Below are 26,060 nucleotides of genomic sequence, written 5' to 3'. Positions count from 1 at the left end.
GCTCAGATCCCGAGCGCGTCGCGCACGGCGGCCCGGGCCGCCAGCGGGTCGTCCGCGGACAGGGCGCCCTCGGCGGCCTCCTGGCAGGCGGCCGCGGTGACCGAGGACAGCCGGGCACCGACCGGCCGGACGGCTGCGGAGGCCATGGACAGCGACGTGACGCCCATGCCGACCAGGGCGCAGGCCAGCAGCGGGTCGGCGGCAGCCTCGCCACACACCCCCACGGGCTTGCCCGCCTCGCGGCCGGCAGCCGCCGTGATCGCGATCAGCTGCAGCACCGCTGGCTGCCAGGCGTCCGTGAGGTGCGCCAGGTCGGTCGCCATCCGGTCGGCGGCCATCGTGTACTGCGTCAGGTCGTTGGTGCCGATCGAGAGGAAGTCGACGACGTCCAGCATCTTGTGGGCGAGGAGGGCGGCGCTGGGGACCTCGACCATGACACCGGCCCTGAGGCCATGCGCGTGGACCTTCCCGGCGAAGTCGGTCGCCTCGGCGAGCGTGGCGACCATCGGCGCCATCACCCACGTGTCGACTGCGGTGCGCTCGGCGGCCAGCGCGATGCCGGCCAGCTGGCGCTCCAGCAGACCGGGGTTGTCGAAGGCCAGGCGCAGCCCCCGCACGCCGAGGGCGGGGTTCTCCTCCCCCTCGTGGGTGGCGAACGCGATCGGCTTGTCCGAGCCCGCGTCGAGCGTGCGGACGACGACGTGGCGGCCCGCGCCGGCGAACGGCGCGAGCACCTCGGCATAGATCTCGGCCTGCTCCTCGACGGTCGGCTCCTCCCGGCGGTCGAGGAAGCTCAGCTCGGTGCGGAAGAGCCCGACGCCCTCCACCGGGCCCTGGGCGGCAGCGCGTGCCGACTCGGCGTCCGCGACGTTGGCCAGCAGCTCGACGGCGGACCCGTCCGCGGTGACGGCCGGCCCGGTCCAGGAGTCCAGCTGTGCCCGCAGCTCGCCATCGGCCTCGACCCGGCGGGCCGCGTCCGTGGGGTCCGGCGACGGCTCGACGGTCCCGCTCGTGCCGTCGACGAGGACCTGGGTCCCCTCCGCGATCGTCAGCGCGCCCGAGCAGCCGACCACGCAGGGGATGCCCAGCTGGCGCGCGATGATCGCGGTGTGGCTGGTGGAGCCGCCCCGCTCGGTCACCAGTGCGAGGACCCGGGAGGGGTCCAGGCCGGCGGTGTCGGAGGGCGCCAGGTCGGTGGCGACCAGCACCGAGGGCTGGTCGGGCGCGGGGACCCCCGGCTCGGGGGCGCCCACCAGATGCGCCACGAGGCGGCGCTCGATGTCGCGCAGGTCGGTGACGCGCTCGGCCATCAGCCCGCCCATGCCGGCGAAGATCGCCGCGAACTGCTCGACGGCCGCCGTGAGCGCCGCCAGCACGTCGACCTCTCCCCCGGTCAGCTGCTGGCGCACGGCCGCCCGCAGCCCCTTGTCGCGGGTGAGACCGGCGCTGGCGGTGAGCACCTCGGCGGCCGCACCCGAGACCGAGGCGGCCTTGCGCGTGAAGCCCTCCGCGACGGCCACGGCGGCCGCGTCGTACGCCGCGAGTGCCTGCTCCGCGTCCTCGAGGCCCCCGGTGCCGAACGCGGCGACCAGCTCGGGCGACACGACGGCGACCACATGCACGGCGGGACCGACGACGACCCCAGGGACGACCGGGGTGCCCTGGAGGAGTTGGCGGCTGCTGTCTGTCTGGCTGGTCATGTCTCCATGAAACCCGCATCGCTCTTGACAGTCAACACAAACGGGGGATAAAACAACATAAACACAGATCGAACGGTTGATCTGAGGAACTGGAGGTCGGATGTACGCCGAGGAGCGCCAGCAGGCGATGGTCGAGCTCGTCACCCGTCAGGGGCGGGTGTCGGTCGCCGACCTGTCGCAGGAGTTCGACGTCACGACGGAGACGGTACGCCGTGACCTCTCCGCGCTGGAGCGGCTGAACCTCCTGCGGCGCGTGCACGGCGGGGCGGTGCCCGCGGACACCTTCACGGTCATCGAGGTCGCGCTCAGCGACCGCGACGCCGCCAACCCCGAGGCCAAGGAGCGGATCGCGGCTGCCGCCATCGAGCTGCTGCCCGGCGCCGCCTCCACCGTGCTCATCGATGCGGGGAGCACCACCGGCCGCTTCGCCGCACTGCTCCCCCGCGAGCGCCAGCTCACGGTCTTCACCCACGCCGTGCCCGTGGCCGCGCGGCTGGCCAGCCAGCCGAACATCGAGCTCCATCTCCTCCCCGGGCGGGTCCGGGCGACCACGCAGGCCGCGGTCGGCGCCGAGACCATCGAGGCCCTGGGCCGGATCCGCGCCGACGTCGCGGTCCTGGGCACCAACGGCATCTCGGTGGCCCACGGCCTCTCGACCCCCGACGACGCCGAGGCCGCGGCCAAGCGGGCGATGGTCGCCTCCGCCCAGCGGGTCGTGGTCCTCGCCGACTCCGCCAAGATCGGTCAGGAGCGGACCCTGCGCTTCGCCGAGATCTCGGACGTCGACGTCCTGGTCACCGACGAGGGCATCTCGGCGTCGGACCGCGCCGCGCTCGAGGAGGCCGGTGTCGAGGTGGTGATCGCGTGATCGTCACCCTCACCCCTAACCCGAGCGTGGACCGCACGGTCGACCTCGCCGGCCCGCTCGAGCGTGGCAGCGTCCTGCGTATCGCGGCGGGGATCGCGCAGTCCGGCGGCAAGGGGGTCAACATCTCCCGTGCTGCCGTGGCGGCGGGAATCCCGTCGGTCGCCGTCCTCCCCGCCCACAAGGACGACCCCTATGTCATCGAGCTGCTCGGAGTCGGGGTCGACTGCCGCCCCGAGGAGCCCACCGGTCCGGTGCGGGTCAACCTCACGATCACCGAGCCCGACGGCACCACCACGAAGCTCAACAGCCCCGGCTCCGTCGCCACCCCCGAGTCTCTGGACCGGCTTCGCGAGGGAGTGCTGCGGCGCGCCGACGGCGCCGACTGGGTGGTCCTGGCCGGCTCGCTGCCGCCCGGCGCCCCTGCCGGCTGGTACGCCGAGCTCGTCGCCGCGCTCGTCCCGGGGCCGGCGAAGGTCGCCGTCGACACCAGCGAGGAGCCGCTCGCCGCGGTCGTCGCCGGGCTGACGACCGCCGCCCCCCATCTGATGAAGCCCAACGCCGAGGAGCTGGCCTCGCTGACCGGCGATGCCGTGGAGTCCCTCGAGAACGACCCCCGGGCAGCGGCCCGCGCCGCACTGGTCCTCGTGGAGCGCGGCGTCCGGTCGGTGCTCGTCACGCTCGGCGCCCAGGGCGCCGTACTCGTCCGCGCCGACGGCGTCTGGCAGGCCACTCCCCCGCCGATCGAGCTGGCCAGCACGGTCGGCGCCGGCGACGCCAGCCTCTTCGGCTACCTGCTCGGCGATGTCCGGGCGCTGCCCCCGGCCGAGCGGCTCGCCCTCGCCGTGGCCTACGGCAGCGCCGCCGCCAGCCTCCCCGGCACCGGCATCCCCGACCCCACGCACGTCCACCCCGAGCTCGTCCACGTCCGAACGCTCGACCTCACCCCCGCAGCCCCTGGAGCCCTTCCGTGAACCCCTTACTGACCACCGACCTGGTGCGGCTCGACGCCGACCTCGGCAGCGACAAGCACGACGCCATCCGGGCACTGGCCCAGATCGTCCAGGACGCCGGTCGCGCCACCGACCCGTCCCAGCTCGTCGAGGACGCGCTCGCCCGTGAGGCGACCTCCTCCACTGGCCTGCCCGGTGGGATCGCCATCCCACACTGCCGCACCGACGGCGTCGACACCCCGACCCTGGCGTTCGTCCGGCTGAGCCCTCCGGTCGACTTCGGCGCCAAGGACGGCCCGGCGGACATCGCCTTCCTGATCGCCGCCCCGATGGGGGGCGACGCGACGCATCTGCAACTGCTCACCCAGCTGGCGCGCGCGCTGGTGAAGCCCGACTTCACCAGCGCCCTGCGCGCGGCCGGCACCGCCGAGGAGGTCGTGGCGATCGTCTCGGGGATCTTCCCGGACCAGGGAGCGGCCGCGGACTCCACGCCAGATGCGCCGCCCGCGGCGGCAGCGCCGACCGCCGGGGACACCTCTGGGGCGAGTCCGACCGAACGCCCGCGCCTCGTCGCGATCACCGCCTGCCCCACCGGCATCGCGCACACCTACATGGCCGCCCAGGCCCTGGAGGAGGCCGCCGAGCGCGCCGGCGTCGACATCGCGATCGAGACCCAGGGGTCGGCGGGCGCCAAGCCCTTGGCGCCCGACGTCATCGCCGGTGCGAGCGCGGCGATCTTCGCCGTGGACGTCGGTGTGCGCGACGCCGGCCGGTTCGCGGGCCTGCCGCTGGTGAAGTCCAGCGTGAAGCGTCCGATCGACGAGGCGGACCTGATGATCGCCGAGGCCCTCGAGGCCGCCACGAGCCCCCAGGCGGCCCGCGTCGAGGGCGCCGCCGACGAGTCCGCCGCATCGACCGCGGGCGAGTCCTGGGGCGGCCAGGTCCGCCGGGTGCTGATGACCGGCGTCTCCTACATGATCCCGTTCGTCGCGGCCGGAGGTCTGCTGATCGCGCTCGGGTTCCTCTTCGGCGGCTACGCGATCGCGTTCGGCGGCACCTTCGACGGCGAGTCGGTCAACGTCGGGCAGCACATCGTCACCAACTCCACGCTCGTCGACCTCCCCGACCCCGCGGCGTACGACCTCGACCAGTCCGAGCTGGTCCGTGGCCCCCTGCTGACCTATCTGGGCGCACTGATGCTGGTGCTCGGGCAGGCGGCGTTCGCGTTCCTGGTCCCGGCGCTGGCCGGCTACATCGCCTACGCGATGGCGGACCGGCCCGGCATCGCCCCCGGCTTCGTGATGGGCTGGATCGCCACCGACACCCTCAACTCCGGCTTCCTCGGCGGCCTGGTGGGCGGCGTGCTCGCGGGCTTCGTGGCCCACTGGATCTCGTCGTGGAAGGTCCCGGCCTGGGCCCGAGGGCTGATGCCGGTGCTGGTGATCCCGCTGGGTGCCACCCTCATCTCCGGCTTCGTGATGCTCGCTGTGCTCGGTGAGCCGCTCAGCGCTCTCACCGAGGCTCTCTCCGACGGCCTGAACTCGATGAGCGGCGGCTCGGCGATCGTCCTCGGTGTCGTCCTCGGCCTGATGATGGCCTTCGACATGGGCGGCCCGCTCAACAAGACGGCCTACGGCTTCGCCACCGCCGGCCTCGGCGCCGCGGCCACCGCCGCGGACGCCCCCGAGCTGAAGATCATGGCCGCGGTCATGCTCGCCGGCATGGTGCCCCCGCTGGCCATGGCCCTGGCCACCGTCCTGCGCCGCGGCCTGTTCACCCCGGCCGAGCGCGAGAACGGCAAGGCGGCCTGGCTGATGGGGGCCTCCTTCATCAGCGAGGGCGCGATCCCGTTCGCAGCCGCCGACCCGCTGCGGGTGATCCCCGCGATCATGGCCGGCAGCGCCGTCACCGGTGGCCTGTCCCAGGCACTCGACGTCTCGCTGCGCGCCCCGCACGGCGGCATCTTCGTGCTCTTCGCCGTCGGCAACGTGCTCGGCTTCCTGATCGCCCTGGTCGCCGGCGTCCTGGTCGCTGCCTTCGCCGTGATCGCGCTCAAGAGCATCGGCCGCTCACCCGCCGAGATCGCCGAGCTCGCGGCGACCGCACCCCTCTCGAACTGACCCCTCTCGAACTGACCCGTCTCGAACTGACCCGTCTCGCACCGACCCCGTCCCACCGCTCGCACCACCACACAGCCCGACCACTCGAGGAGCTCACATGCCCAGCAAGACCGTCATCGTCGGATCGGCCGTCGGCCTGCATGCCCGTCCCGCCGCTCTCATCTCCGAGGCCGCCGGGGAGCTCGGCTCCGACGTCTTCATCTCGCTGCCCGGTGGCGACCCGGTCGACGCCAGCTCGGCCCTGATGATCATGACCCTGGGTGCCGGCAACGGCGCCGAGGTCGAGGTGTCGGGCGACGACCAGGCTGCGGTCGACAAGATCGCGGCGATGGTCGAGCAGGACCTCGACGCCTGACCTCACCCCCACCAGCGCGAGCAGCGGGCAGTGCCTCGGAGCCCAGACGTCAGAGGCTCTGCCCGCTGCGTGCGCGCAGGGCCCGATAGACGGCCCGCACGCCCACGGCGCGCTCCATCTCTCGCAGGACGCCGGAGAAGAACTGGCCGCGGTAGGTCTCGTCGGTCAGCGCCGACACCGTGAAGTAGAGGCCGGAGAACGCTGACAGGAAGGTCGCCACCTTGAGCAGCGGGAGCGAGGTGTTCGGCAGCCCCGGCAGCTGGGCGACGTCGCCCGCCTTCTGCTGGGCCCAACCCAGGACGACCTCGTCGGTCATCGCGAGCGAGCCGAACAGCATCAGGAACACGAACACGGACAGCACCAGCAACAGGACCTGCACGGCCTGGACGATCATCAGCACGAGGATCAGGTTCCAGCGCTCAAAGCCGGTGATCGTCGCGTACGCCGCCGGGTCGCTGTCGGGGTCCGCCACCAGCTCGCGGGCCGCGTCCTCCAGCGGGGTTCCGGCGCACGCCGCCAGCAGGAGCTTGTCGTCCACGGAGTCGTCGGTGCGGTCCACCTCCTCAGGAAGCCGGCCCAGCAGGAACCCCGCCCCCATCAGCGCGAAGAGCAGCACGGTCAGCCACAGGACGCCTCCGTTCCAGCTGGCCGCGACCTCCCAGACCTCGGCGTTGATGAACAGGAACGTCACGAACAGCAGCAGCAGCGGGAGTGCCCGGGTCACCATCGGCAGCAGCATCCGCAGGCTGGACATCGTCCGCGCCAGGGCCCAGCCCAGGAGGGGTCGTGCCCGCAGCGCGGTGAGCCCGTAGAAGGCGGCCGCGACCGCACCGATCGAGACCAGCGTCGCCGGCGCGAAGGCCAGGTCGTCGGACACCCACGCGAGCGCCCAGCCGGCGCCGGCGGCCAGCAGCCCGACCAGCACCACCAGCGGCAGCGTGCGACGCGGGTGCAGCGCGGCTCGGGCCGCCGCCCGCTCGCTCGGGACGAAGTAGGGCAGGCCGTTGCGCAGGAACCACGCCTCCGTCGCCCGCAGCGGGTCGGCGTCGGCGACGGGTGCGCTCACGACCCGAGGATCTCTCTCGCCCGGTCCACGTCGTCGCGCATCCGCTCGACGAGCGCCGCCACGTCCGCGAACCGGACCATGCCACGCAGCCGGGCCACGAAGGAGACCTCGACCTCCACGCCGTATAGCTCGAGGTCCGTGCGGTCGAGCACATACGACTCCACCCGGCGCTCACGCTCCCCGTCGAACGTGGGGTTGGTGCCGACGCTGATCGCGGCCGGCAGCACCTCCTGGGTGTCGAGGCGCCGCAGCCAACCGGCGTAGACACCGTCGGCGGGGGCCGCGGCCATCCCGCTGGTGGGCACGTTGGCGGTGGGATAGCCGAGCTCGCGACCGCGCCGGTCGCCGCGCACCACGGTCCCCCGAACGGTGAAGTTGCGCCCCAGCGCCTCGGCCGCGCCCTCGACGTCGCCGGCTGCCAGGCAGTTGCGCACGTAGGTCGAGGACCAGACCTGCGGTCCGCCGTCGAGCGCGATCCCCTCGGCCTCGAAGTCGCTCGTCTCGCCGACCCTGCTGAGCAGGGCCACGTCTCCGGCGGCCCGCTTGCCGTAGCGGAAGTTCGCCCCGACCACGACCACCCGGGCGTGCAGCGCCTCGACGAGGATCCGCGCGATGAACTCCTCGGGGGCCCAGTTGGCGATCTCCCGGTCGAAGGGCACGACGAGGGCGTCGTCCACCCCGGCCCGGCCCAGCAGGTCCAGACGGGTCTCGATCGTGGTGAGCGTGGGAGGTGCGTGCTCAGGACGCAGCACCGCGATGGGGTGCGGATCGAAGGTCACGGCGACCACCCGCTCGACGCCACGCTGGTCGGCGACCTCGCGCGCACGCCGTACGACGTGCTGGTGGCCGAGGTGGACACCGTCGAAGTTGCCGATGGTGACCACGGTGCGACCGAGATCGGCCGGGACCTGGTCGATGGAGCGCCAGACGCGCATGGGCTCACCGGCCTTCCTGTGCTGCTGCATCATCGCGGGTCAGCCTTTCACAGCAACCGTGGGGGCGGGCACCGAGTCTCCCTCAGACGAAGACTGCCACGGCCCGGGCCTGCGGCCCACGCTGCTCGTAGAGGGCCAGGAACTCCCCCGTCGGGTCGAAGAGCGCCGTCGGCGGACCCGTCTGCTCACCGCTCTCCTGGCCGGGAAGGGCGAGGTCCAGGGCCCGACCGAAGCGGACGTCCGCAGCCTGCTCCGCACTCAGGTCGTACGACGCGAAGCTGGCGCGCGCAGCCTCGGCGATCGGGACCATCGTGAACTCCTCGGCCAGCTGCTCGAGGCTCCGGGCCACGTCGAGGTCGAACCCGCCGACCGCGGTGCGCCGCAGCGCCGTCAGGTGCCCGCCGACCCCGAGTGCTGCACCCAGGTCGCGTGCGATCGCGCGGACGTAGGTGCCGCTGGAGCAGCGCAGGTCGACGTCGACGTCGATGACGCCGTCCCCGCGGCGCGGCTCCCCGGCGGTGAGCTCGTGCACGGTGACCGGCCGGGCCTTCAGCTCGACCTGCTCCCCCTCGCGCACGCGCTGGTAGGCGCGCTTGCCGTCGACCTTGATCGCGGAGACGGCGGTGGGCACCTGCTCGATGTCGCCGACGAAGACCTGGAGCGCCTGTGTGATCTGCTCGTCGCTGATGTGCTCGGCCGGGGTGGTCGCCAGCACGTCGCCCTCGGCGTCGTCGGTGACGGTGCTGACGCCGAGCCGGATCGTCGCGGCGTAGCCCTTCTCCGTCAGCATCAGGTGGCCGAGCAGGCGGGTCGCCCGGTTGACGCCCAGCACCAGCACGCCGGTGGCCATCGGGTCGAGGGTCCCCGCATGGCCGACCTTGCGAGTGCCGGCGAGACGGCGCACCCGCGAGACGACGTCGTGCGAGGTCATCGCGCTGGGCTTGTCGACGACGACGAGCCCGGCCGGCGGCTGGTCGCTCACGCCTCGCGCGCGTCCTCGGACACCGCGGACGTCCCGGACTCGTCCTCGTCCTCGAGGACGTTCTCCTCGTGGGGCTTCCGGTAGGGGTCGGCCTCGCCTGCGGGCTGGGCTCCCTCTCGGGCAGCAGCCACGGCAGCGTCGGACTCCCGCACCTTGGCGAGCAGGTCCTCGATCTGACGAGCGTTCTCGGGCAGCGCGTCGTGGACGAAGGTGAGGGTGGGGACGGTGCGCATCCCGAGCTGCTTGCCGACCTCGGCGCGCAGCACACCCTTGGCCGACTCCAGGGCGGCACCGCTGGCCGTGATCTCGTCGGCCTCGCCGAGCACGGTGTAGTAGACCGTGGCGTGCTGGCTGTCGCCGGTGAGCCGGACGTCGGTCACCGTGACGAATCCGAGGCGCGGGTCCTTGATCCGCCGCTCGAGCATCTCGGCGACGATCACCTGGATCCGGTCCGCGATCTTGCGCACGCGTGGGCTGGCCATGACTTCTCCCTGCTTCGAACCAGTTGGCTTCGAACGTGATGCGAGGCGCGTGGTCACGCCCCGCCATTATGCGTGGAACGGCTGTGCACAGAACGGCTGTGCACGAAACGGCCGGGCGCCCCCGTGAAGGGACGCCCGGCCGACTGGGTGGATCAGCTGCGCGGGATCTCGCGCATCTCGAAGGACTCCACGACATCCCCGATCTGGATGTTCTGGTAGTTCTTCAGCACCAGACCGCACTCGAAGCCCTCGCGGACCTCCGACGCGTCGTCCTTCTCCCGCTTGAGCGAGGCCAGGTCGAGGTTGTCGGCCACCACGGCACCGTCGCGGAGCACACGCGCCTTGGCGTTGCGCCGGATGGAGCCGGAGGTGACCATGCAGCCGGCGATGTTGCCGATCTTGCTGGAGCGGAAGATGTTGCGGATCTCGGCCTGGCCGAGCACCGCCTCTTCGTACTCCGGCTTGAGCATGCCCTTGAGCGCCGCCTCGATCTCCTCGATCGCCTGGTAGATGACCGAGTAGTAGCGGATCTCGACACCTTCCTTGTCGGCCATCTGGCTCGCCTTGCCCTGGGGCCGGACGTTGAAGCCGATGATGATGGCGTCGGAGGCGGCGGCGAGGTCGACGTTGGTCTCGGTGATCGCACCGACACCGCGGTCGATGACGCGGAGGCTGACCTCTTCGCCGACGTCGATCTGGGCCAGCGAGTCCTCGAGGGCCTCGACCGAGCCGGACACATCGCCCTTGAGGATCAGGTTGAGCTCCTGCGTCTCGCCCTTCTCCATGGAGGCCATGAAGTCCTCGAGCGTACGACGCACGCGACGCTTGGCCTGCATGGCCGCCCGCTCACGCGACTCGCGCTTCTCGGCGATCTGGCGGGCCATGCGGTCGTCGTCGACGACGATGAAGTTCTGGCCCGCACCCGGAACAGCGGTGAGACCCAGGACCATCGCGGGGCGCGACGGGTCGGCCTCGGTGATGTTCTCGCCGTGCTCGTCGAGCATCGCCCGGACTCGTCCATAGGCAGGCCCGGCGACGACGGACTGACCGACGCGCAGCGTGCCGCGCTGGACCAGGATCGTGGCGACCGGACCGCGACCGCGGTCGAGGTGCGCCTCGATGACCAGACCCTGAGCGTCCTGGTTGGGGTTGGCCCGCAGGTCCAGGGACGCGTCAGCGGTGAGCACGATCGCCTCGAGGAGCTTGTCGAGGTTGAGCTCGGACTTCGCGGAGACGTCGACGAACATCGTGTCGCCGCCGTACTCCTCGGGGACCAGGCCGTACTCGGTCAGCTGACCGCGCACCTTGGTCGGGTCGGAGTCGGGCTTGTCGATCTTGTTGACCGCGACCACGATCGGGACGCCGGCGGCCTTGGCGTGGTTGAGCGCCTCGATCGTCTGCGGCATGACGCCGTCGTCGGCCGCGACCACCAGGACCGCGATGTCGGTCGCCTGCGCACCACGAGCACGCATCGAGGTGAAGGCCTCGTGACCCGGGGTGTCGATGAAGGTGATCAGACGCTCGTCGCCGTCGACCTCGGTGGCGACCTGGTAGGCACCGATGTGCTGAGTGATGCCACCGGCCTCCTTCGCCGCCACGTTGGCGCTGCGCAGGGCGTCGAGGAGCCTGGTCTTTCCGTGGTCGACGTGACCCATGACCGTGACGACCGGAGGACGCGCGGACAGGTCGGACTCGTCACCCTCGTCCTCACCGAACTCGAGGTCGAAGGACTCCAGCAGCTCGCGGTCCTCGTCCTCGGGCGAGATCACCACGACGACGTAGTTGAGCTCCTCGCCGAGCAGCTCGAACGTCTCGTCGTTGACCGACTCGGTCGCGGTGACCATCTCGCCGAGGCCGAACAGCATCTGCACGAGCGCTGCCGCGTCGACGCCGATCTTCTCGGCGAAGTCGGTCAGCGAGGAGCCGCGGGCCAGACGCACGGTCTCGCCGTTGCCCTTGCGGACGCGCACACCACCGATGGTGGGCGCCTGCATGGCCTCGAACTCCTGACGACGGGCGCGCTTCGACTTGCGACCGCGACGCGACGGACCGCCGGGGCGACCGAAGGCGCCCTGCGTGGTCCCGCGCTGGCCGGGACGACCGCCACCGGGACGACCGCCACCGCCGGGACGACCGGCGAAGCCGCCGGGCCCACCGGGACCGCCACCGGGAGCGCCACCGCGACCGGGAGCACCGGGACGACCGGCACCGCCGCGAGCGGGGGCGCCGGGGCGACCGGGACCGCCGCCGGGGCCACTGGGACGACCACCGGGGCCGCCACCGAAGGCGGCCGGGGACTTCGGCATCATCGCCGGGTTGGGGCGCGGCATGCCGGGACGCCCGGGGGCGCCGCCGTCACGGGCCGACGGGGGACGCGGCGGACGCTGGTCCCCACTGGCACCGCCACTGGGCGCGCCTGCGGGAGCGCCGGGACCGGCGGGGGCTCCACCGTCACGCGGTGCGGACGGACGACGTCCCATGCCCTGGCTGGGCGAGAACGGGTTGTTCCCCGGACGCGGGGAGCCGGGACGGCCCACCGGACGAGGAGCCGGCGACTTGGGCGCAGGCGCCTTCGGCGTCGGGCCGCCTGCCCGAGCGGCCGGGGCGGCGGGGGCCGCAGGGGCCTCCGGTGCAGCCTCGGGCTCGGGTGCGGAGGGGGCGCGCGGACCGGGCTTGGGGCCCGGACGCGCAGCGCCGGTGGAGGGCTGCGCTTCGGGAGCGGCAGGAGCCTCGACGGGTGCGGGTGCCTCAGCAGCGACGGGCGCGGGGGCCTCGGCTGCAGGAGCCTCGGCAGGTGCGGACGCCTCGGGGGCGGCGGGAGCCTCGGCTGCGGCAGGAGCCGCGGGGGAAGCCGCGGCCCGCTTGGGGCCGGGGCGCGGACCGGGGGTGCCGGGCGCCTTGGGGGCGGCCGTACCGGGGGCGGCCTGGTCGGCTGCCTGGGCCGGCGCCGCAGTCTTCAACTGCTCGCCGAACTGCTTCTTGAAACGCATCTCGACCGGGGGCTCGACCGTCGACGATGCCGACTTGACGAACTCCCCCATCTCCTTGAGCTTCTCGAGAACGAACTTGCTCTCGACACCGAACTCTTTGGCGAGTTCGTGGACTCGGGTCTTAGCCACGCTGCTCCTTCTGGCCCGAGCCCCGTCTCAAGGGGTGCTGCGGACCGTTAGTGGTTGTGCATGCTCATCGGGAAGTACTCATCGAGTGCTCATGAGCTGCTGCTCCAGTTCCTGTAGGTCACACGTCGGTCATGTCAACGGTTGTTCGTGCTGCTGGTGGTGCCTGCTGCTCGGTGGTGCGGGGCGGGTCGAGGTAGGCCCTCAGCTGCTCGGCACTGAGCGCTCCCCCGGCCCTGAGGGCCCGGGGGAAGGCCTTGCGTCGAACCGCGAGGTCGAAGCACTCGGTGGTGGGGTGCAGGTGCGCCCCCCGACCGGGTGCGGTGGCGCGTGGATCGGGCACCAGGGCCGGAGAGCCCCACGCGTCCGAGCCTGCGACCACCCGCAACAACTCGCTCTTAGTGGCCCGCGCCCGGCACCCGACGCACATCCTGACCGGTTCGCCCGCTCCAGCGGGCGTATCGCCAGCAGGAGCAGGGTTCTGGTCGGGTCGTGCATGGGGGGTGAGTTCGCGTGCCACTGGCAACAACCCTACTCCTTTCGCCCCGGTTCAACGAACCGGGGCGAAGAGCAGCCGGCCGTCACGGTGTCATTGCGGCGACGGCGCCTCGTCCGATCGGATGTCGATGCGCCAGCCGGTCAGGCGGGCCGCGAGGCGGGCGTTCTGCCCCTCCTTGCCGATGGCCAGCGACAGCTGGAAGTCCGGCACGACGACCCGGGCGGAGCGGGCCGCGAGGTCCACCACCTCCACCGAGCGGACCTGCGCGGGGGACAGCGCGTGCGCCACCATCTGGGCAGGGTCGGCCGAATAGTCGACGATGTCGATCTTCTCGCCGTGGAGCTCGGCCATCACGTTGCGCACGCGCTGGCCCATCGGGCCAATGCACGCGCCCTTGGCGTTGACGCCCTGGATCGTGGATCGGACAGCGATCTTCGTGCGGTGCCCCGCCTCACGGGCGATCGCCGTGATCTCGACGGTCCCGTCGGCGATCTCTGGCACCTCGAGGGCGAAGAGCTTCTTGACCAGGTTGGGGTGCGAGCGCGAGAGCGTGACCTGGGGGCCACGCATGCCCTTGCGCACCGAGACGACCAGGCACTTGATGCGACTGCCGTGGACGTACTTCTCACCGGGGACCCGCTCACCCACGGGCAGCATCGCCTCCAGTCGACCGAGGTCGATCAGCACGTCGTCGGGGTTGCGGCCCTGCTGGATGATGCCGGAGATCACGTCGCCCTCGCGACCGGAGAACTCGCCGAACTTGATCTCGTCCTCCGCGTCGCGCAGACGCTGCAGCATGATCTGCTTGGCCGTCGTCGCTGCGATCCGGCCGAACCCGTCTGGGGTGTCCTCGAACTCCCCCACCTCGTTGCCGTCGTCGTCGACCTCGGTCGCCATCACGGTGACGTGACCGGACTTGCGGTCGAGCTCGACGCGCGCACGCTCACGCGCACCCGGCGTCTTGTGGTAGGCCGTGAGGAGGGCCTGCTCGATCGCATCGACGAGCACGTCGAAGGAGATCTCCTTCTCACGCTCGAGCATGCGCAGGATGCTCAGGTCGATGTCCATCAGGCGTCGTCGTCCTTTCGGGTCTTGCGGTTGAACTCGACCTGCACGAGGGCCTTCGCGATGTCGCTGAAGGCGACCTCGTGGCTCTCCCCGTCGATGTCGAGGGTGACGGAGGTCTCGTCACTGGTCGTGATCCGGCCGGTCAGCTCGCCCTCCTCGAGGAGGGTGATCTTGACCAGGCGGTCGGCATTGCGGCGCCAGTGGCGCGGCAGCGTGAGGGGGCGGTCGACGCCGCGGGAAGTGACCTCGAGCGTGTAGGGCATCTCGCCCATGACGTCGGACTCGTCGAGCACCTCGGAGATGGCACGGGTGGCCTCGGCGACGTCGTCGAGCGTGACTCCCCCGTCCGTGTCGACTGCGACGCGCAGCACGCGCCGCTTGCCGGCGGGGGTGATCTCGACGGCCTCGACATCGAGGCCGAGGGCACTGAGGGGTCCGGAGAGCTCGGACTCGATGCGGTCCCGGGTGGCGTCCTGACGGGCAGTGCTCACGGGGATTGCTACCTCCTTGTGCTGTTGTAGAGGGTCCACCCTAACCGCTCTCGCGGGCTTCCCAGCCATCGCAGTCGGGGGCGACCCGGCAGCGGCGATAGGGTCGGCGCCGTGTCCACCATCGACCCCGCGCGCGTACGACGCGACCTGCTCACGGCGGGCCGAGCGGCGCCCACTCGGCGCGCCGCCCTGCGCGGCGGGGCCGTCGCACTGGCGGTCCTCGGCGGGGCTGGATGTGATGCCTCCGACGGCGGTCGCGCCACGACCTCGCCCTCCGTCTCCTCCCCCTCGGGCCGCACGGACGACGAGGTGGCGGACGCCCAGCTGGCCGCGGAGGCGCTGGGGCACATCGACGCCACCCTCGCGCTCGTCGCCGCCGTCACGACGCGACATGCCGTCGCCGGCCCGCTGGTCGGGGACCTCGTCGGCGCCCATGTGGCACACCGCGACCTGCTCCTCGACGCGGTCGCCGGCACCGAGGAGCCGGACGCAGTGACGAGCCCACCCGACGCCCAACGCGCCTGGTCGGGGCTTCGCCGCCGCGAACAGACGCTGCAGGCCCAGCTGGGCGCGCTGGCGCTCCGCGCCGGCAGCGGTCCCTTCGCGCGCCTGCTCGCGGTGATGGCGGCCTCCGTGGCCCAGCACCTCGCTGCGCTCCCACTCACGCTCCCTCCCGCGTCAGGAGGCAGCGCATGACGACGACGGACGCACTCCAGGCCACCCTGGCCGCCGAGCACGCTGCCGTCTGGCTGTACGGCGTGCTCGGCGCGCAGACCTCCGCCTCGTCGGAGGCGGCCCTGCACAACGAGCTCAGCCAGGCCTACACACTCCACCGGTCCCGCCGCGACGAGCTCTCCCGGACGCTGCGTGACCTCGCCCAGGAGCCCGTCTCCGCCGCCGCGGCGTACGAGACGCCGTCCCCGATCAGGAGCCCGCGGCAGCGCCGCAGCGCGGCGATCGAGATCGAGGACCGCTGCGCGACGACCTACGCCGCCCTGGTCGCCAACACCGTCGCTGCGCAGCGTGCCTGGGCGGTCGCGGCCCTGACCGACGCTGCGGTGCGTCGGGTCCGACTCGGGGGCGAGCCCGAGCAGCTCCCGGGCGACTGAGGTTGCCCTGCTGAGAGTGCACGGCGACTGCGACGCGTCGAACGGGGTATCGGTCCCGGGCACGGGGACCCGCACAGCGACAGGAGAACGACCATGAGATCCGTCGGCAGTCTGCTCAGCGCCTTGATCGTCGTCTGGCTGGTCATCGGGGCAGCAGCCGCCTACCAGCGCGACTACTTCACCAACGACCGCGAGGTGAACTGCAAGACCACCGGCGACACCGTGCTCACCGTCCTGGCCGGACCGCTGAACTATCTCGGCGTCAACCCGAAGATCGACTGCACCGTGCCCGAGCCGTCCCGCTAGGACGCCGACGGCTGACCACCACCACGGGCGAAGGGTCCGAGCCGGCGACGACTGTGCTCCGAAATGGCCGCGGTCCGCGAACATGTCCTCCGAGGAAGCCCCGAGATCTTCCCCGAGTGGACACGTTCGCGGACCAGGAACGGCGCCGGTCAGCGCGGCACCGCTAGTGATCTGCGACAGGCGCCGATCACCGGTTCGGCAGTGGCGGGTTGCCCGAACAACCTGCCGTGCAAAAGTCTGCAACACGACGCGAGGCAACGCCAGCCCTCACGCATTGCAGGTTCGTGCAATGCGGGAAGTTGCAAGGGCTCCCCGGGCGGCAGCCGCGCGGCAGAGGGTCAGGTGGGCGCGGACCACTCCGAGACGATGTCGAGCACGTCGAGCAGCCGGTGGGCGAGCGCGTCGGGAACGCCCTCCGTGTGGCCGACCTGCTGCGGGGGGATGTTGCTGTGCGGCACGTGGATCGCCCGCAACCCGGCGTTCTGAGCGCCCCAGACGTCGTCGAAGAGCCGGTCGCCTACATAGACGCACCTGCTCGGGTCCCCGGCATCCACAGCGGCCATGGCCGTCGCGAACGCGTGGGGTGAGGGCTTCGTCCACTCGATCTCGCTCGTGTAGACGTCGCCGTCGATCAGGTCCAGGACGCCGTCCCGGTCGAAGAAGCCCCGGTGCCACTCTCGGGGCCAGATCGTGTTCGACAGGACGCCCACCTTGATCCCCCGACCGCGGAGGCCCTCGAATAGCGGGCGCACCTGCGCGTCGGTCGCTGTGTGGGGCTCCCAGAACTCGTAGTAGGCGTGCAGCAGGTCCGGGTCGTGGTCGAGGCCGGCCTCGTGGAACAGATCGGCGACCGTCGAGCTTCGCTGATGGTCGCGGGAGCGGCCCCACACCGCATCACCGGCCGCATGCAGCCGAGCGCTCACTTCTGCCAGGTCGTGGTCGCTGTCGACCACCGCCTGGGCCAGGGCGAGCGACTCGGCGTGGAAGTCCACGTCGCTCCACCGCGTGAGGGTGCCACCCCAGTCGAAGATGACCGCCTCGATGGGCGCCCCGCTCACAGGCGCCCGCTCACATGTGTCCGGTCTCGAGGTAGCGGCTGTGCCAGCTCAGGGCCTCGTCGAGCAGGTGCGGCGTGTGCCGCGCCGTGGGGCGGGCTGCCTTGGCACGCGCGACGTAGTCGGTGAGCCGATCACGGAAGTCCGGGTGCACGCAGTTGGCGATGACCCGCTCTGCCCGGTCGGTGGGCGAGAGCCCGCGCAGGTCCGCCAGCCCCTGCTCGGTGACGAGCACGTGCACGTCGTGCTCGGTGTGGTCGACGTGGCTGACCATCGGCACGATCGAGGAGATCGCGCCGTTCTTGGCCGTCGAGGGCGAGACGAAGAAGTTCAGGAACGCGTTGCGGGCGAAGTCGCCACTGCCGCCGATGCCGTTCATGATCCCCGAGCCCATGATGTGGGTGGAGTTGACGTTGCCGTAGATGTCGGCCTCGATCATCCCGTTGATCGCGACGACGCCGAGGCGTCGTACGAGCTCGGGGTGGTTGGAGATCTCCTCGCTGCGCAGCAGGATGCGGCCCTTGTAGGACGACACGTTGGAGAGGAAGCGCTGCACGCCCTCGGGCGAGAGGCCGAACGACGTCGCGGAGACACCCACCAGCTTGCCGCTGTCGAGCAGGTCGAGCAGCCCGTCCTGGATCACCTCGGTGAAGGCGATCATGTTCTCGAACTCGCTGTCCTCGAGCCCGGCCATCACCGCGTTGGCGACGTTGCCGACGCCGCTCTGCAGCGGCAGCAGGTTGCGCGGCATCCGACCCGCCTTCACCTCGTGGCGCAGGAAGTCGACGAGGTGCTCGGCCATCGCCTCCGACAGCGCGTCGGGGGCGGTGAGCGGCGTGTTGCGGTCCGGGCTGTTGGTCTCGACCACAGCGACCACCTTGGAGGGGTCGACACGCAGGTAGGGGTCGCCGATGCGCTGCATCGGCTGGGTCAGGTGGATCGGACCGCGGTTCGGGGGCAGGGCCGCGCCGTAGTAGATGTCGTGGAAGCCCTCGAAGTCGCGGGGCTGCCACTCGTTGACCTCGATGATCACCCGGTCCGCGCGATCCAGCCACGTCTTGTTGTTGCCGACCGAGCTGCTGGGCACCAAGAGCCCGTTGGGGAGGATCGCCGTCACCTCGACGACGGCCACGTCGAGGGGGCCGTAGAAGCCGAACCACATGTGCTGGGCGGAGTGGCTCAGGTGGGTGTCGACGTAGTCGACCTCCCCGGAGTTGATCAGCGCCCGCAGCGTCGGGTCGGAGTTGTAGGGCAGCCGCTTGTCCAGCCCGTGCACCTCGGCGAGCACTCCGTCGACCTCGGGAGCCGTCGAGGCCCCGGTCCACAGGCCGATCGTGAACTCCTCGCCACGCGCGTGGGACGCCTCGATCCGGCGGGCCAGGGCCTGCGGGATCGCCTTGGGGTAGCCGGCCCCGGTGAAGCCGCTGATGCCCACCGAGTTGCCGTGGTGGATGAACTCCGCCGCGGCCTCGGCCGTGGTGACCTTGGCGGCCAGGGAAGGACAGCTGATGCGTGACATGCGTGCTCCCGTGAGATGGGTGAGGTGGATCAGGGCCGTACGACGGCCAAGAGGTGGGTGACGACGTCGGCGACCGGGACGTCGGTCCGGTCTCCGGTGCGGCGGTCCTTGACCTCGACGGTGCCGTCCACCAGGCCCTTCCCGACCACCGCGATCGTCGGGACGCCGATGAGCTCGGCGTCCTTGAACTTCACGCCGGGGCTGATCTTCCCGGCCCGGTCGTCGAGGATGACGTCGACCCCGGCGGAGGCCAGCTCCGCGGCGATCCGCTCGGCCTCCTCGAAGAGGGCCGGGTCCTTGCCCGCCGCGACGAGGTGGACGTCGGCCGGGGCGACCTCGCGCGGCCAGCACAGGCCCAGCTCGTCGTGGTTGTCCTCGGCGATGACGGGAACGGCCCGGGAGACCCCGATGCCGTAGGACCCCATCGTCACCGTGACCAGCTTGCCGTTCTCGTCGAGGACCTTGAGGTCCAGGGCCTCGGCGTACTTGCGGCCGAGCTGGAAGATGTGGCCCATCTCGATGCCTCGGGCCGTCTCGACCGTGCCGCTGCGTCCCTCGACGGCACACGTGGGGCAGGCGTCGCCGTCGCGGACCTCGGCGGCCTCGATGGTGCCGTCCGGGGTGAAGTCGCGACCGGCGACGAGGTCGATCACGTGCTGGCCGGCGACGTCGGCGCCGGTGACCCAGCGGGTGCCCTCGACCACGCGCGGGTCGACGAGGTAGCGGATCCCCGACGGGGACTCCTCGCCCAGGGCGCCGGGGCCGATGTAGCCCTTGACCAGAGCCGGGTGCTTGCGCAGCTCGCCCTCGTCCATCGGCTCCACCTCGATCGGCTCGAGCTGGCCCTCGAGGCGCTTCTGGTCGACCTCGCGGTCGCCGGGCAGACCGATGGCCAGCGGCTCGCGGGTGCCGTCGGGGTGCTTGAGCACCACCAGCACGTTCTTGAGAGTGTCGCCAGCGGCCCAGGGACGGTCCTCGCGGGGGAACTGCGCGTTGAGGTGGTCGACCAGGGTGTCGATGGTCGGCGTGTCCGGGGTCTGCTCCGCGTGCGCCACGGGCGCGTCGTCGTACGCCACGGGCGCGGGGGCGGGGACGGTCACGGCCTCCACGTTGGCGGCGTAGTCGCACGTCGTGCACTGCACGAAGGTGTCCTCACCGACGCTCGAGCGAGCCAGGAACTCCTCGGAGCGCGAGCCGCCCATGGCGCCGCTGGTGGCCTTGACGATGACGTAGTCGAAGCCGAGTCGGTCGAAGGTCTTCACGTAGGCTTCGCGGTGCGCGTTGTAGGAGATCTCGAGGCCGGCGTCGGTGGTGTCGAACGAGTAGGAGTCCTTCATGACGAACTCCCGCCCGCGCATCAGGCCGGCGCGCGGACGCGCCTCGTCGCGGTACTTCGTCTGGATCTGGTAGAGCCAGACAGGCAGGTCCTTGTAGGAGGAGTAGAGGTCCTTGACGACGAGGGTGAACATCTCCTCGTGCGTCGGGCCGAGGAGGTAGTCGCCGCCCTTGCGGTCCTTGAGCCGGAACAACCCGTCGCCGTACTCGGTCCAGCGACCGGTCGCCTCGTAGGGCTCGCGGGGCAGCAGCGCCGGGAACTGCAGCTCCTGCGCGCCCATCGCGTCCATCTCCTCGCGGACGATGCGCTCGACGTTGCGGTAGACCCGCAGGCCCAGCGGCAGCCACGTGTAGATGCCGGGCGCGGCCCGGCGGATGTAGCCCGCGCGGACCAGCAGCCGGTGGCTCGGGACCTCGGCGTCGTTCGGGTCGTCGCGCAGCGTGCGGACGAAGAGCTGGGACATGCGCAGGATCATGGACGTCAGGTTATCCGGGGCATCGCCTGCCGCGTGCATCCGATGGTCCCGTCCGGCACGGCCATCCGTCCCGTCCCCGATGTCCGATAGTCGTGCGCAGGTCGGGCGAGCAACCTGCGGGGTGGGTGCGACGTCTACTGGGTGAACGCCGGGAGTCGCCCGGCCGCCTCGTGGGAGCTCGTCATGGATCGACTCGTCCGCCTGGTCGCGGCCTCCGCCGCCGCCCTGCTCACCCTGGGACTGCTCGCCGCGCCTGCCCCGGCCGCCGCACCGGTCCGCCTGGACCCGACGGAGCTCGAGCGCGGTCCCGACAGCCGGCTCCCCCACCTCGATGGCGCCACGATCGTGGACGGTGAGCGGCGGATCCCCGTCCGGGCGGACGTCGTACGCCTGCTCGGTCGCGCCGGCGACGGGTACGTCGTGGTCGCGGACGGGGCCATCGAGGACGGTCGCGGCCCGGCGCTGCGCGTCGAGGCCGACGGTACGACGACCCGCCTCAGCCGCCGGGTCGACGCCTGGAGCGCGCTGCTCTCCCGCGACGGGCTGCAGCTGGTCGAGCTGCGCCACCGCGGCCGTGACACCCGCGTGAGCGTGCGGGACGCGAGCACCGGTGACGTCGTGCGGCGACGCGACTTCGCGGGTCAGCTCGACGCGCTCGACGCCGATGCCGGACGGGTGATCCTCAGCGAGTGGGACCGGGGCACACGCTGGTGGAGCACCTCGACCGGTCGACTGCGCCGTATCTCGGCGAGGCCGGGGCAGCACGCCGACATCCGCGCCGACCGACTCGCGTCGTACACGGGCGACCCCTATCAGGACGGCTGCACCGTCGTGTCGAGGCTCTCGGCGCCGCGCCGGGTCCTGTGGCGCTCGTGCCGCGAGCGCGTCGAGGCCTTCTCACCGACCGGCCGGCGCCTCGCCACCGTGCACATCCTGGCCGACGGCCGCGGGCCCAACCAGGTCTGGGTGCGTGGCGCCCGGGGCGCTCTGAAGGCGAGCTTCCGGGCCTACTCCTTCGGGAGGGTCGTCTGGGAGAGCGACCGGGCCCTGCTGATGGACACCTACACCGCACGCCGGACGGCCACGGTGCGATGCGTGGGGACGGCCTGCGAGAGGGCCAGTCGGATCAGGCGCTCCGAGCTGGGCTGACCACGGGGGTCAGCTGCGCGCCGCGCGCACCGCGGCGCGGATCATCGGCAGCTGCAGCGGGAGCCGGCTGTAGGCGATGGCCTTGAACTTCGTGCTGCGGCTGCGGCGGGCGTCGTCGGCCATCTTCAGGTTGCCCGGGTAGACCCCGAGGAGCACGGCCACGCTCGCCCATCCTGCGACGCGTCGAGTGCGGGGCAGCAGCATCCCGGCCGCGCACGCCAGCTCGGCGACGCCGCTGCCCAGGATCAGCTCGCGGTGGGCCGGCAGGGCCTTCGGCATCAGCCGCTCGAACGTCTCGGGCCGGACCAGGTGGATGACTCCGGAGGTGGCGAAGGCGGCGGCGAGGATGCGGGCGTCCCAGGGCAGGGTGGAGATCGACATGGGGGAAACCTAGGGCACTCAGAACATGATGGTGGCGAACCGGGCAGTCTCGTGGAAGCCGGCCCGCTCGTAGGCCGCGCGTGCCGGCTCGTTCCACTCGTTGACGTAGAGCGACACCACCGGCGCGATCTCGGCCAGCACGATCTCGGCGACCGCGGCCATCCCGCGGGTGGCGAGCCCCTCCCCCCGCCGGTCGGGCGGGACGTAGACGCCCTGCACCTGCGCGGCGTACGGCGAGGCGCAGGCGACCTCGGCCTTGAAGACCACGCGCCCCTCCTCGAAACGGGCGAACGACCAGCCGCGGGAGACCAGCTGCATCACCCGTGCCCGGTAGAGGTCGCTGCCGCCACCGAACTCAGGGGAGACTCCGACCTCCTCGGTGTACATCGCCACGCACGCTGGATAGAGCAGCTCGAGGTCGTCGCGCGTGGTGCGCCGCACCTCAGGGTCCGCGGCCACGAGGGGCGGGCCGGACAGCTCGAGATGCGGCTGGCGGCGCCGGATCTCACGGGGACTCCCCCACGTGTCCTCGACGACGCGCCAGAACGCGTCCACGGCCTCCTCCGGGCCGACCAGGGTCGACACCGACCGTCGCTTGGCCAGCGCCCGGGCGGCGAAGGCGACCGCATCGTCAGGCGTGGCCCCGACCGGCACCAGGTTGGCGCCGACGTGGCAGGCCGCCGTCAGGCGACCGTCGTCGAAGCGCCCCCACATCTCTCCGCCGAGCCACCGAGGATCGAGGTTGGTGGTGCGGGCGCGGTAGTCCGCGAAGACGTTCACGACCGGGTCCTGAGCCGTGAGGGCCAGGAACTCGTCGAGATCCGGCGTGCCGAGAAGGTGCACGCCGTGCCGGGTGGAAAGCACGAGCGGAGCCTACTTGCCGCCCACTCGGGACGCCCCTGCCACTCCCAGCCTGCGCATGCTCAGTGGTCGGGCAGGTGCTTCGCTGGTCGAGCAGGTTGCGCAGCAACCGACGTCGAGACCCCCGGCGCCCTCGCTGGTCGAGCAGGTCGCGCAGCAACCGACGTCGAGACCCACCGGCGCCCTCGCTGGTCGAGCAGGTCGCGCAGCAACCGACGTCGAGACCCACCGGCCCCTCGCTGGTCGAGCAGGTTGCGCAGCAACCGACGTCGAGACCCACCGGCGCCCTCGCTGGTCGAGCAGGTTGCGCAGCAACCGACGTCGAGACCCACCCGCGAAAAAGTTCTCCACAGTCTGCGCGTCGCGCCGCTTCTGGGCGGGGTCACTGTCGGCGGTCCCTGATCCAATAGATCCATGACCCAGACAGCCGCCCCCGACACCGCCGCCGCGGTGCTGGAGGCTGCCCGGATCACCCGTGTCGGAGCTGATGCGGCAGAGGCTCGACAGCTTCGGTTGGCCGTGGACTGGGCGGCCATGCACTCGGTCGACTCCCTCACCGACGCCGCAATAACCCACGACGGGTACGGCGACCGAGGCCTCCCCATCGCCGGCGAGGGTGCCCCGTTGGTGGCGGAGTTCGCGATCACCGAGTTCGCCCTCGCCGTCGGCATGTCCACCGACGCCGGCAACCGCTACGTCGGCCAAGCCGTGGAGCTGCGCTACCGCCTTCCCAAGGTGTGGGCGCGGGTGTGTGCCGGGGATCTGGTGGCGTGGAAGGCGCGACGGATCGCGGACGCCACGATGAGTCTCGTGCCCGAGGGTGCGGCGTTCGTGGACCGTCACGTCGCCTCGGTGGCCCACAAGATCGGCATCGCCGCGCTGGACCGGCTGATCGAGGAGGCCTGGGTCCGGTTCCAGCCCGAGGACGCCGAGCAGCGCCGTCGTGCCGCGGCTGATGGCCGGTGTTTCGATGTGGACACCGACCAGGTCTCCTATGAGGGCACCATGGCTATCCGTGGGGAGCTCAACATCGCCGACGCGATGGACCTCGACGCCGCCGTCACCTCCGGGGCGGAGGCCCAACGCGCCCTCGGGTCGGAGGAGCCCCTCGGTGCGCGTCGGGCGAAGGCGGTCGCGGACCTCGCCCGCCAACAGCTGGCGTTCGACCTCAACACCACCGACGGCGACGACGCCGCAGGGGCTCAGAGCGGTGGATCCGACTCACCCCTTGCACCCGATCAACCGCGCTCATCCTCTACGGCCCCCGAGGGCCCGGCCCCCACGCGTGGGGCAGCGCGGCGTCCCCGGCAGGTGGTGCTCTACGTCCACCTCTCCCACGACGCCCTGCGCGCCCGGAGCCTCGACAACAGCGCCGACGCTGACGTCGACGGGGATCGGAACGGGATCCACCTCGCGCGGCTCGAGAACACCCGGTCCTTCGTGTCCGTCGATCAGGTCCGCGACTGGTGCGCCAACCCCGACGCCCAGGTCACCGTGAAGCCGCTGATCGATCTCGAGGACCACGTCCACGTCAACGCCTACGAGGTCCCCGACCGGCTGGTCGAACGCGTCGCGCTGATCAATCACAGCTGCGCGTTCCCGTGGTGCACCCGACCTGCCAGGAAGCTCAAGCCTGATGGGCATCGGGCGGACTGTGACCACGTCCGAGAACACGCGGCCGGTGGAGCTACGTGTTCGTGCAATGTCGCGCCGTTGTGTCGGCGGCATCATCGTCACAAGACGCATTCGCCGTGGTCTTGCACGGTGATCGATCCCGGGACGTTCCTGTGGACGAGCCCTCAGGGGTATCAGTACCTGCGTGACCACACCGGGACGCTTGACGTCACTCGCGACCGGGCACGCGCCGTACCACCACCCGACCAGTAGCTGCACCGCCCCGGACCCCGTCGTAGGCAGCATCCGGCGGGGGCTTCGGCGCGTCTACGGGGGTGGGTCTCGACGTCGGTTGCTGCGCAACCTGCTCGACCACCGGGGGGCGGTTGCTGCGCAACCTGCTCGACCAACGAACGAGGCTGCGCGAGCTGCTGATCGCCGAGGGTGGGTCTCCGAAGTCAGCTGACGCTGACCGAGGCCTCGGCGCCCTCGACGGGCTCCATCTGCTCGGCGAGGCGCATGGCCTCCTCGATCAGGGTCTCGACGATCATGTTCTCGGGGACGGTCTTGATGACCTCGCCCTTGACGAAGATCTGGCCCTTGCCGTTGCCGGAGGCGACGCCGAGGTCCGCCTCGCGGGCCTCGCCGGGGCCGTTGACGACGCAGCCCATCACGGCGACGCGCAGCGGCACCTCGAGGCCGTCGAGCCCGGCCGTGACCTGCTCGGCAAGGGTGTAGACGTCGACCTGGGCCCGACCGCAGGAGGGGCAGGAGACGATCTCGAGCTTGCGCTCACGCAGGTTCAGCGACTGCAGGATCTGCAGGCCGACCTTGACCTCCTCGACCGGGGGCGCCGAGAGCGAGACCCGGATGGTGTCGCCGATGCCGCGCGAGAGCAGGGCCCCGAACGCGGTCGCCGACTTGATCGTGCCCTGGAAGGCCGGCCCGGCCTCGGTCACGCCGAGGTGCAGGGGCCAGTCGCCGCGCTCGGCGAGCATCTCGTAGGCGCGCACCATGACCACGGGGTCGTTGTGCTTCACGGAGATCTTGAAGTCGTGGAAGTCGTGCTCCTCGAACAGTCCGGCCTCCCACACGGCCGACTCGACGAGGGCCTCAGGCGTGGCCTTGCCGTACTTCTCGAAGATGCGCTTGTCGAGCGAGCCCGCGTTGACGCCGATCCGGATCGAGGTGCCGCGGTCCTTCGCGGCGCGCGCGATCTCCTTGACCTGGTCGTCGAACTGACGGATGTTGCCCGGGTTGACCCGCACGGCCGCGCAGCCCGCGTCGATCGCGGCGTAGACGTACTTGGGCTGGAAGTGGATGTCGGCGATCACCGGGATCTGCGAGTGCTGCGCGATCTCCGGCAGCGCGTCGGCGTCGTCCTGGGACGGGCACGCCACCCGGACGATGTCGCAACCGGCGGCGGTCAGCTCGGCGATCTGCTGCAGAGTCGTGTTGACGTCGGAGGTCAGCGTCGTGGTCATCGACTGCACCGAGATCTGGTGGTCGCTGCCGACACCGACCTTGCCCACCTGGATCTGGCGGGTCTTGCGGCGGGGGGCCAGCACCGGCGGGGGCGCTGCGGGCATGCCAAGGCTGACTGCGGTCATGGTGTCGATCCTA

Annotated in this window: 24 protein-coding genes; 9 read left to right on the top strand and 15 right to left on the bottom strand. The window is 71.5% G+C overall.

Annotated elements, in window-relative coordinates:
• Positions 1 to 2 precede the first annotated feature (2 nt).
• On the bottom strand, positions 3 to 1,700 hold the full coding sequence (gene ptsP / locus ACYU7L_RS15165) for a phosphoenolpyruvate--protein phosphotransferase (RefSeq protein WP_460798169.1): 1,698 nt from the start codon (positions 1,698 to 1,700) through the stop codon (positions 3 to 5).
• Positions 1,701 to 1,800: 100 nt separating this feature from the next.
• On the opposite strand from ptsP, the gene ACYU7L_RS15160 reads away from it, so the two are divergent.
• From ACYU7L_RS15160 to ACYU7L_RS15145, 4 genes are all read left to right on the top strand, one after another.
• A complete protein-coding gene (locus ACYU7L_RS15160) occupies positions 1,801 to 2,568 on the top strand; it encodes a DeoR/GlpR family DNA-binding transcription regulator (RefSeq protein ID WP_460798167.1) in 768 nt (255 codons plus the stop codon).
• The gene (locus ACYU7L_RS15155; RefSeq protein ID WP_460798165.1) at positions 2,565 to 3,539 is read left to right on the top strand and encodes a 1-phosphofructokinase family hexose kinase; all 975 of its coding nucleotides are present in this window, start codon (positions 2,565 to 2,567) and stop codon (positions 3,537 to 3,539) included. The genes ACYU7L_RS15160 and ACYU7L_RS15155 overlap by 4 nt, the downstream gene beginning before the upstream one ends.
• Positions 3,536 to 5,638, top strand: a complete 2,103-nt coding sequence (locus tag ACYU7L_RS15150; protein ID WP_460798162.1) for a PTS fructose transporter subunit IIABC — start codon at positions 3,536 to 3,538, stop codon at positions 5,636 to 5,638. The genes ACYU7L_RS15155 and ACYU7L_RS15150 overlap by 4 nt, the downstream gene beginning before the upstream one ends.
• Before the next feature lie 97 nt (positions 5,639 to 5,735).
• Positions 5,736 to 5,993, top strand: a complete 258-nt coding sequence (locus ACYU7L_RS15145) for an HPr family phosphocarrier protein (protein ID WP_460798159.1) — start codon at positions 5,736 to 5,738, stop codon at positions 5,991 to 5,993.
• Between the two features lie 49 nt (positions 5,994 to 6,042).
• On the opposite strand, the gene ACYU7L_RS15140 is transcribed toward ACYU7L_RS15145, so the two are convergent.
• The 8 genes from ACYU7L_RS15140 to rimP all read right to left on the bottom strand — a co-directional run bounded on the left by ACYU7L_RS15140 (position 6,043) and on the right by rimP (position 14,632).
• Positions 6,043 to 7,059 (bottom strand): hypothetical protein, encoded by a 1,017-nt coding sequence (locus ACYU7L_RS15140; protein ID WP_460798155.1) that lies wholly within the window; start codon positions 7,057 to 7,059, stop codon positions 6,043 to 6,045.
• Positions 7,056 to 7,994 (bottom strand): bifunctional riboflavin kinase/FAD synthetase, encoded by a 939-nt coding sequence (locus tag ACYU7L_RS15135; RefSeq protein WP_460798823.1) that lies wholly within the window; start codon positions 7,992 to 7,994, stop codon positions 7,056 to 7,058. Before ACYU7L_RS15135 ends, ACYU7L_RS15140 begins: the two co-directional genes overlap by 4 nt.
• Positions 7,995 to 8,076: 82 nt before the next feature.
• On the bottom strand, positions 8,077 to 8,976 hold the full coding sequence (gene truB, locus ACYU7L_RS15130) for a tRNA pseudouridine(55) synthase TruB (RefSeq protein ID WP_460798152.1): 900 nt from the start codon (positions 8,974 to 8,976) through the stop codon (positions 8,077 to 8,079).
• Entirely contained in the window at positions 8,973 to 9,458 is a 486-nt protein-coding gene (rbfA, locus tag ACYU7L_RS15125) for a 30S ribosome-binding factor RbfA (protein WP_460798149.1), read from the bottom strand. Before rbfA ends, truB begins: the two co-directional genes overlap by 4 nt.
• 152 nt (positions 9,459 to 9,610) lie before the next feature.
• Positions 9,611 to 12,577, bottom strand: coding sequence for a translation initiation factor IF-2 (gene infB, locus ACYU7L_RS15120; protein WP_460798145.1), 2,967 nt, complete (start codon positions 12,575 to 12,577; stop codon positions 9,611 to 9,613).
• Positions 12,578 to 12,695: 118 nt separating this feature from the next.
• The gene (locus ACYU7L_RS15115; RefSeq protein WP_460798143.1) at positions 12,696 to 13,004 is read right to left on the bottom strand and encodes a YlxR family protein; all 309 of its coding nucleotides are present in this window, start codon (positions 13,002 to 13,004) and stop codon (positions 12,696 to 12,698) included.
• Positions 13,005 to 13,163: 159 nt separating this feature from the next.
• Complete coding sequence (gene nusA / locus ACYU7L_RS15110) at positions 13,164 to 14,141, bottom strand: transcription termination factor NusA (RefSeq protein WP_460798141.1); 978 nt, start codon at positions 14,139 to 14,141, stop codon at positions 13,164 to 13,166.
• Positions 14,141 to 14,632: a ribosome maturation factor RimP gene (gene rimP, locus ACYU7L_RS15105; RefSeq protein WP_460798138.1), complete on the bottom strand. Its 492-nt coding sequence runs from the start codon at positions 14,630 to 14,632 to the stop codon at positions 14,141 to 14,143. The genes nusA and rimP overlap by 1 nt, the downstream gene beginning before the upstream one ends.
• Before the next feature lie 111 nt (positions 14,633 to 14,743).
• On the opposite strand from rimP, the gene ACYU7L_RS15100 reads away from it, so the two are divergent.
• The 3 genes from ACYU7L_RS15100 to ACYU7L_RS15090 all read left to right on the top strand — a co-directional run bounded on the left by ACYU7L_RS15100 (position 14,744) and on the right by ACYU7L_RS15090 (position 16,047).
• Complete coding sequence (locus ACYU7L_RS15100) at positions 14,744 to 15,328, top strand: hypothetical protein (protein WP_460798135.1); 585 nt, start codon at positions 14,744 to 14,746, stop codon at positions 15,326 to 15,328.
• Complete coding sequence (locus ACYU7L_RS15095; RefSeq protein ID WP_460798133.1) at positions 15,325 to 15,741, top strand: ferritin-like domain-containing protein; 417 nt, start codon at positions 15,325 to 15,327, stop codon at positions 15,739 to 15,741. The genes ACYU7L_RS15100 and ACYU7L_RS15095 overlap by 4 nt, the downstream gene beginning before the upstream one ends.
• Positions 15,742 to 15,834: 93 nt before the next feature.
• Entirely contained in the window at positions 15,835 to 16,047 is a 213-nt protein-coding gene (locus ACYU7L_RS15090; RefSeq protein ID WP_460798130.1) for a hypothetical protein, read from the top strand.
• A 338-nt stretch (positions 16,048 to 16,385) separates the two neighbouring features.
• On the opposite strand, the gene ACYU7L_RS15085 is transcribed toward ACYU7L_RS15090, so the two are convergent.
• The 3 genes from ACYU7L_RS15085 to ACYU7L_RS15075 are packed head-to-tail and all read right to left on the bottom strand — an operon-like array spanning position 16,386 to position 20,432.
• Complete coding sequence (locus ACYU7L_RS15085) at positions 16,386 to 17,105, bottom strand: HAD family hydrolase (protein WP_460798127.1); 720 nt, start codon at positions 17,103 to 17,105, stop codon at positions 16,386 to 16,388.
• A 10-nt stretch (positions 17,106 to 17,115) separates the two neighbouring features.
• The gene (locus ACYU7L_RS15080) at positions 17,116 to 18,621 is read right to left on the bottom strand and encodes an acetyl-CoA hydrolase/transferase family protein (protein WP_460798125.1); all 1,506 of its coding nucleotides are present in this window, start codon (positions 18,619 to 18,621) and stop codon (positions 17,116 to 17,118) included.
• Positions 18,622 to 18,650: 29 nt separating this feature from the next.
• Positions 18,651 to 20,432 (bottom strand): proline--tRNA ligase, encoded by a 1,782-nt coding sequence (locus tag ACYU7L_RS15075; protein WP_460798122.1) that lies wholly within the window; start codon positions 20,430 to 20,432, stop codon positions 18,651 to 18,653.
• Positions 20,433 to 20,615: 183 nt separating this feature from the next.
• Between ACYU7L_RS15075 and ACYU7L_RS15070 the strand changes: the two genes are divergently transcribed.
• On the top strand, positions 20,616 to 21,581 hold the full coding sequence (locus tag ACYU7L_RS15070) for a hypothetical protein (RefSeq protein ID WP_460798119.1): 966 nt from the start codon (positions 20,616 to 20,618) through the stop codon (positions 21,579 to 21,581).
• A gap of 9 nt (positions 21,582 to 21,590) precedes the next feature.
• Here the strand turns inward: ACYU7L_RS15070 and ACYU7L_RS15065 are convergent, their stop codons facing one another.
• Both ACYU7L_RS15065 and ACYU7L_RS15060 read right to left on the bottom strand, forming a co-directional pair.
• Complete coding sequence (locus ACYU7L_RS15065; RefSeq protein ID WP_460798117.1) at positions 21,591 to 21,962, bottom strand: DoxX family protein; 372 nt, start codon at positions 21,960 to 21,962, stop codon at positions 21,591 to 21,593.
• Between the two features lie 18 nt (positions 21,963 to 21,980).
• Positions 21,981 to 22,826, bottom strand: coding sequence for a GNAT family N-acetyltransferase (locus tag ACYU7L_RS15060; protein ID WP_460798114.1), 846 nt, complete (start codon positions 22,824 to 22,826; stop codon positions 21,981 to 21,983).
• A 411-nt stretch (positions 22,827 to 23,237) separates the two neighbouring features.
• On the opposite strand from ACYU7L_RS15060, the gene ACYU7L_RS15055 reads away from it, so the two are divergent.
• Positions 23,238 to 24,710, top strand: a complete 1,473-nt coding sequence (locus ACYU7L_RS15055; protein WP_460798112.1) for an HNH endonuclease — start codon at positions 23,238 to 23,240, stop codon at positions 24,708 to 24,710.
• A 185-nt stretch (positions 24,711 to 24,895) separates the two neighbouring features.
• Here the strand turns inward: ACYU7L_RS15055 and ispG are convergent, their stop codons facing one another.
• Positions 24,896 to 26,047, bottom strand: a complete 1,152-nt coding sequence (ispG, locus tag ACYU7L_RS15050; RefSeq protein WP_460798109.1) for a flavodoxin-dependent (E)-4-hydroxy-3-methylbut-2-enyl-diphosphate synthase — start codon at positions 26,045 to 26,047, stop codon at positions 24,896 to 24,898.
• Positions 26,048 to 26,060 lie beyond the last annotated feature (13 nt).

It is taken from the genome of Nocardioides pacificus (assembly GCF_054775955.1).
Note: the sequence above shows the minus strand (reverse complement) of the source record. Positions and strands in the feature narration are given on the sequence as shown.

Bases quoted from the DNA above. Each gene is read 5' to 3' on its own strand.
- ACYU7L_RS15075 (WP_460798122.1), bottom strand. From the start codon at position 20,432: ATGATCCTGCGCATGTCCCAGCTCTTCGTCCGCACGCTGCGCGACGAC.
- ACYU7L_RS15135 (WP_460798823.1), bottom strand. From the start codon at position 7,994: ATGCGCGTCTGGCGCTCCATCGACCAGGTCCCGGCCGATCTCGGTCGC.
- ACYU7L_RS15065 (WP_460798117.1), bottom strand. From the start codon at position 21,962: ATGTCGATCTCCACCCTGCCCTGGGACGCCCGCATCCTCGCCGCCGCC.
- ACYU7L_RS15115 (WP_460798143.1), bottom strand. From the start codon at position 13,004: ATGTGCGTCGGGTGCCGGGCGCGGGCCACTAAGAGCGAGTTGTTGCGG.
- ACYU7L_RS15070 (WP_460798119.1), top strand. From the start codon at position 20,616: ATGGATCGACTCGTCCGCCTGGTCGCGGCCTCCGCCGCCGCCCTGCTC.
- nusA (WP_460798141.1), bottom strand. From the start codon at position 14,141: ATGGACATCGACCTGAGCATCCTGCGCATGCTCGAGCGTGAGAAGGAG.
- ACYU7L_RS15145 (WP_460798159.1), top strand. From the start codon at position 5,736: ATGCCCAGCAAGACCGTCATCGTCGGATCGGCCGTCGGCCTGCATGCC.
- ACYU7L_RS15080 (WP_460798125.1), bottom strand. From the start codon at position 18,621: ATGTCACGCATCAGCTGTCCTTCCCTGGCCGCCAAGGTCACCACGGCC.
- rbfA (WP_460798149.1), bottom strand. From the start codon at position 9,458: ATGGCCAGCCCACGCGTGCGCAAGATCGCGGACCGGATCCAGGTGATC.
- ACYU7L_RS15160 (WP_460798167.1), top strand. From the start codon at position 1,801: ATGTACGCCGAGGAGCGCCAGCAGGCGATGGTCGAGCTCGTCACCCGT.
- ACYU7L_RS15095 (WP_460798133.1), top strand. From the start codon at position 15,325: ATGACGACGACGGACGCACTCCAGGCCACCCTGGCCGCCGAGCACGCT.
- ptsP (WP_460798169.1), bottom strand. From the start codon at position 1,700: ATGACCAGCCAGACAGACAGCAGCCGCCAACTCCTCCAGGGCACCCCG.
- ACYU7L_RS15090 (WP_460798130.1), top strand. From the start codon at position 15,835: ATGAGATCCGTCGGCAGTCTGCTCAGCGCCTTGATCGTCGTCTGGCTG.
- ACYU7L_RS15055 (WP_460798112.1), top strand. From the start codon at position 23,238: ATGACCCAGACAGCCGCCCCCGACACCGCCGCCGCGGTGCTGGAGGCT.
- ispG (WP_460798109.1), bottom strand. From the start codon at position 26,047: ATGACCGCAGTCAGCCTTGGCATGCCCGCAGCGCCCCCGCCGGTGCTG.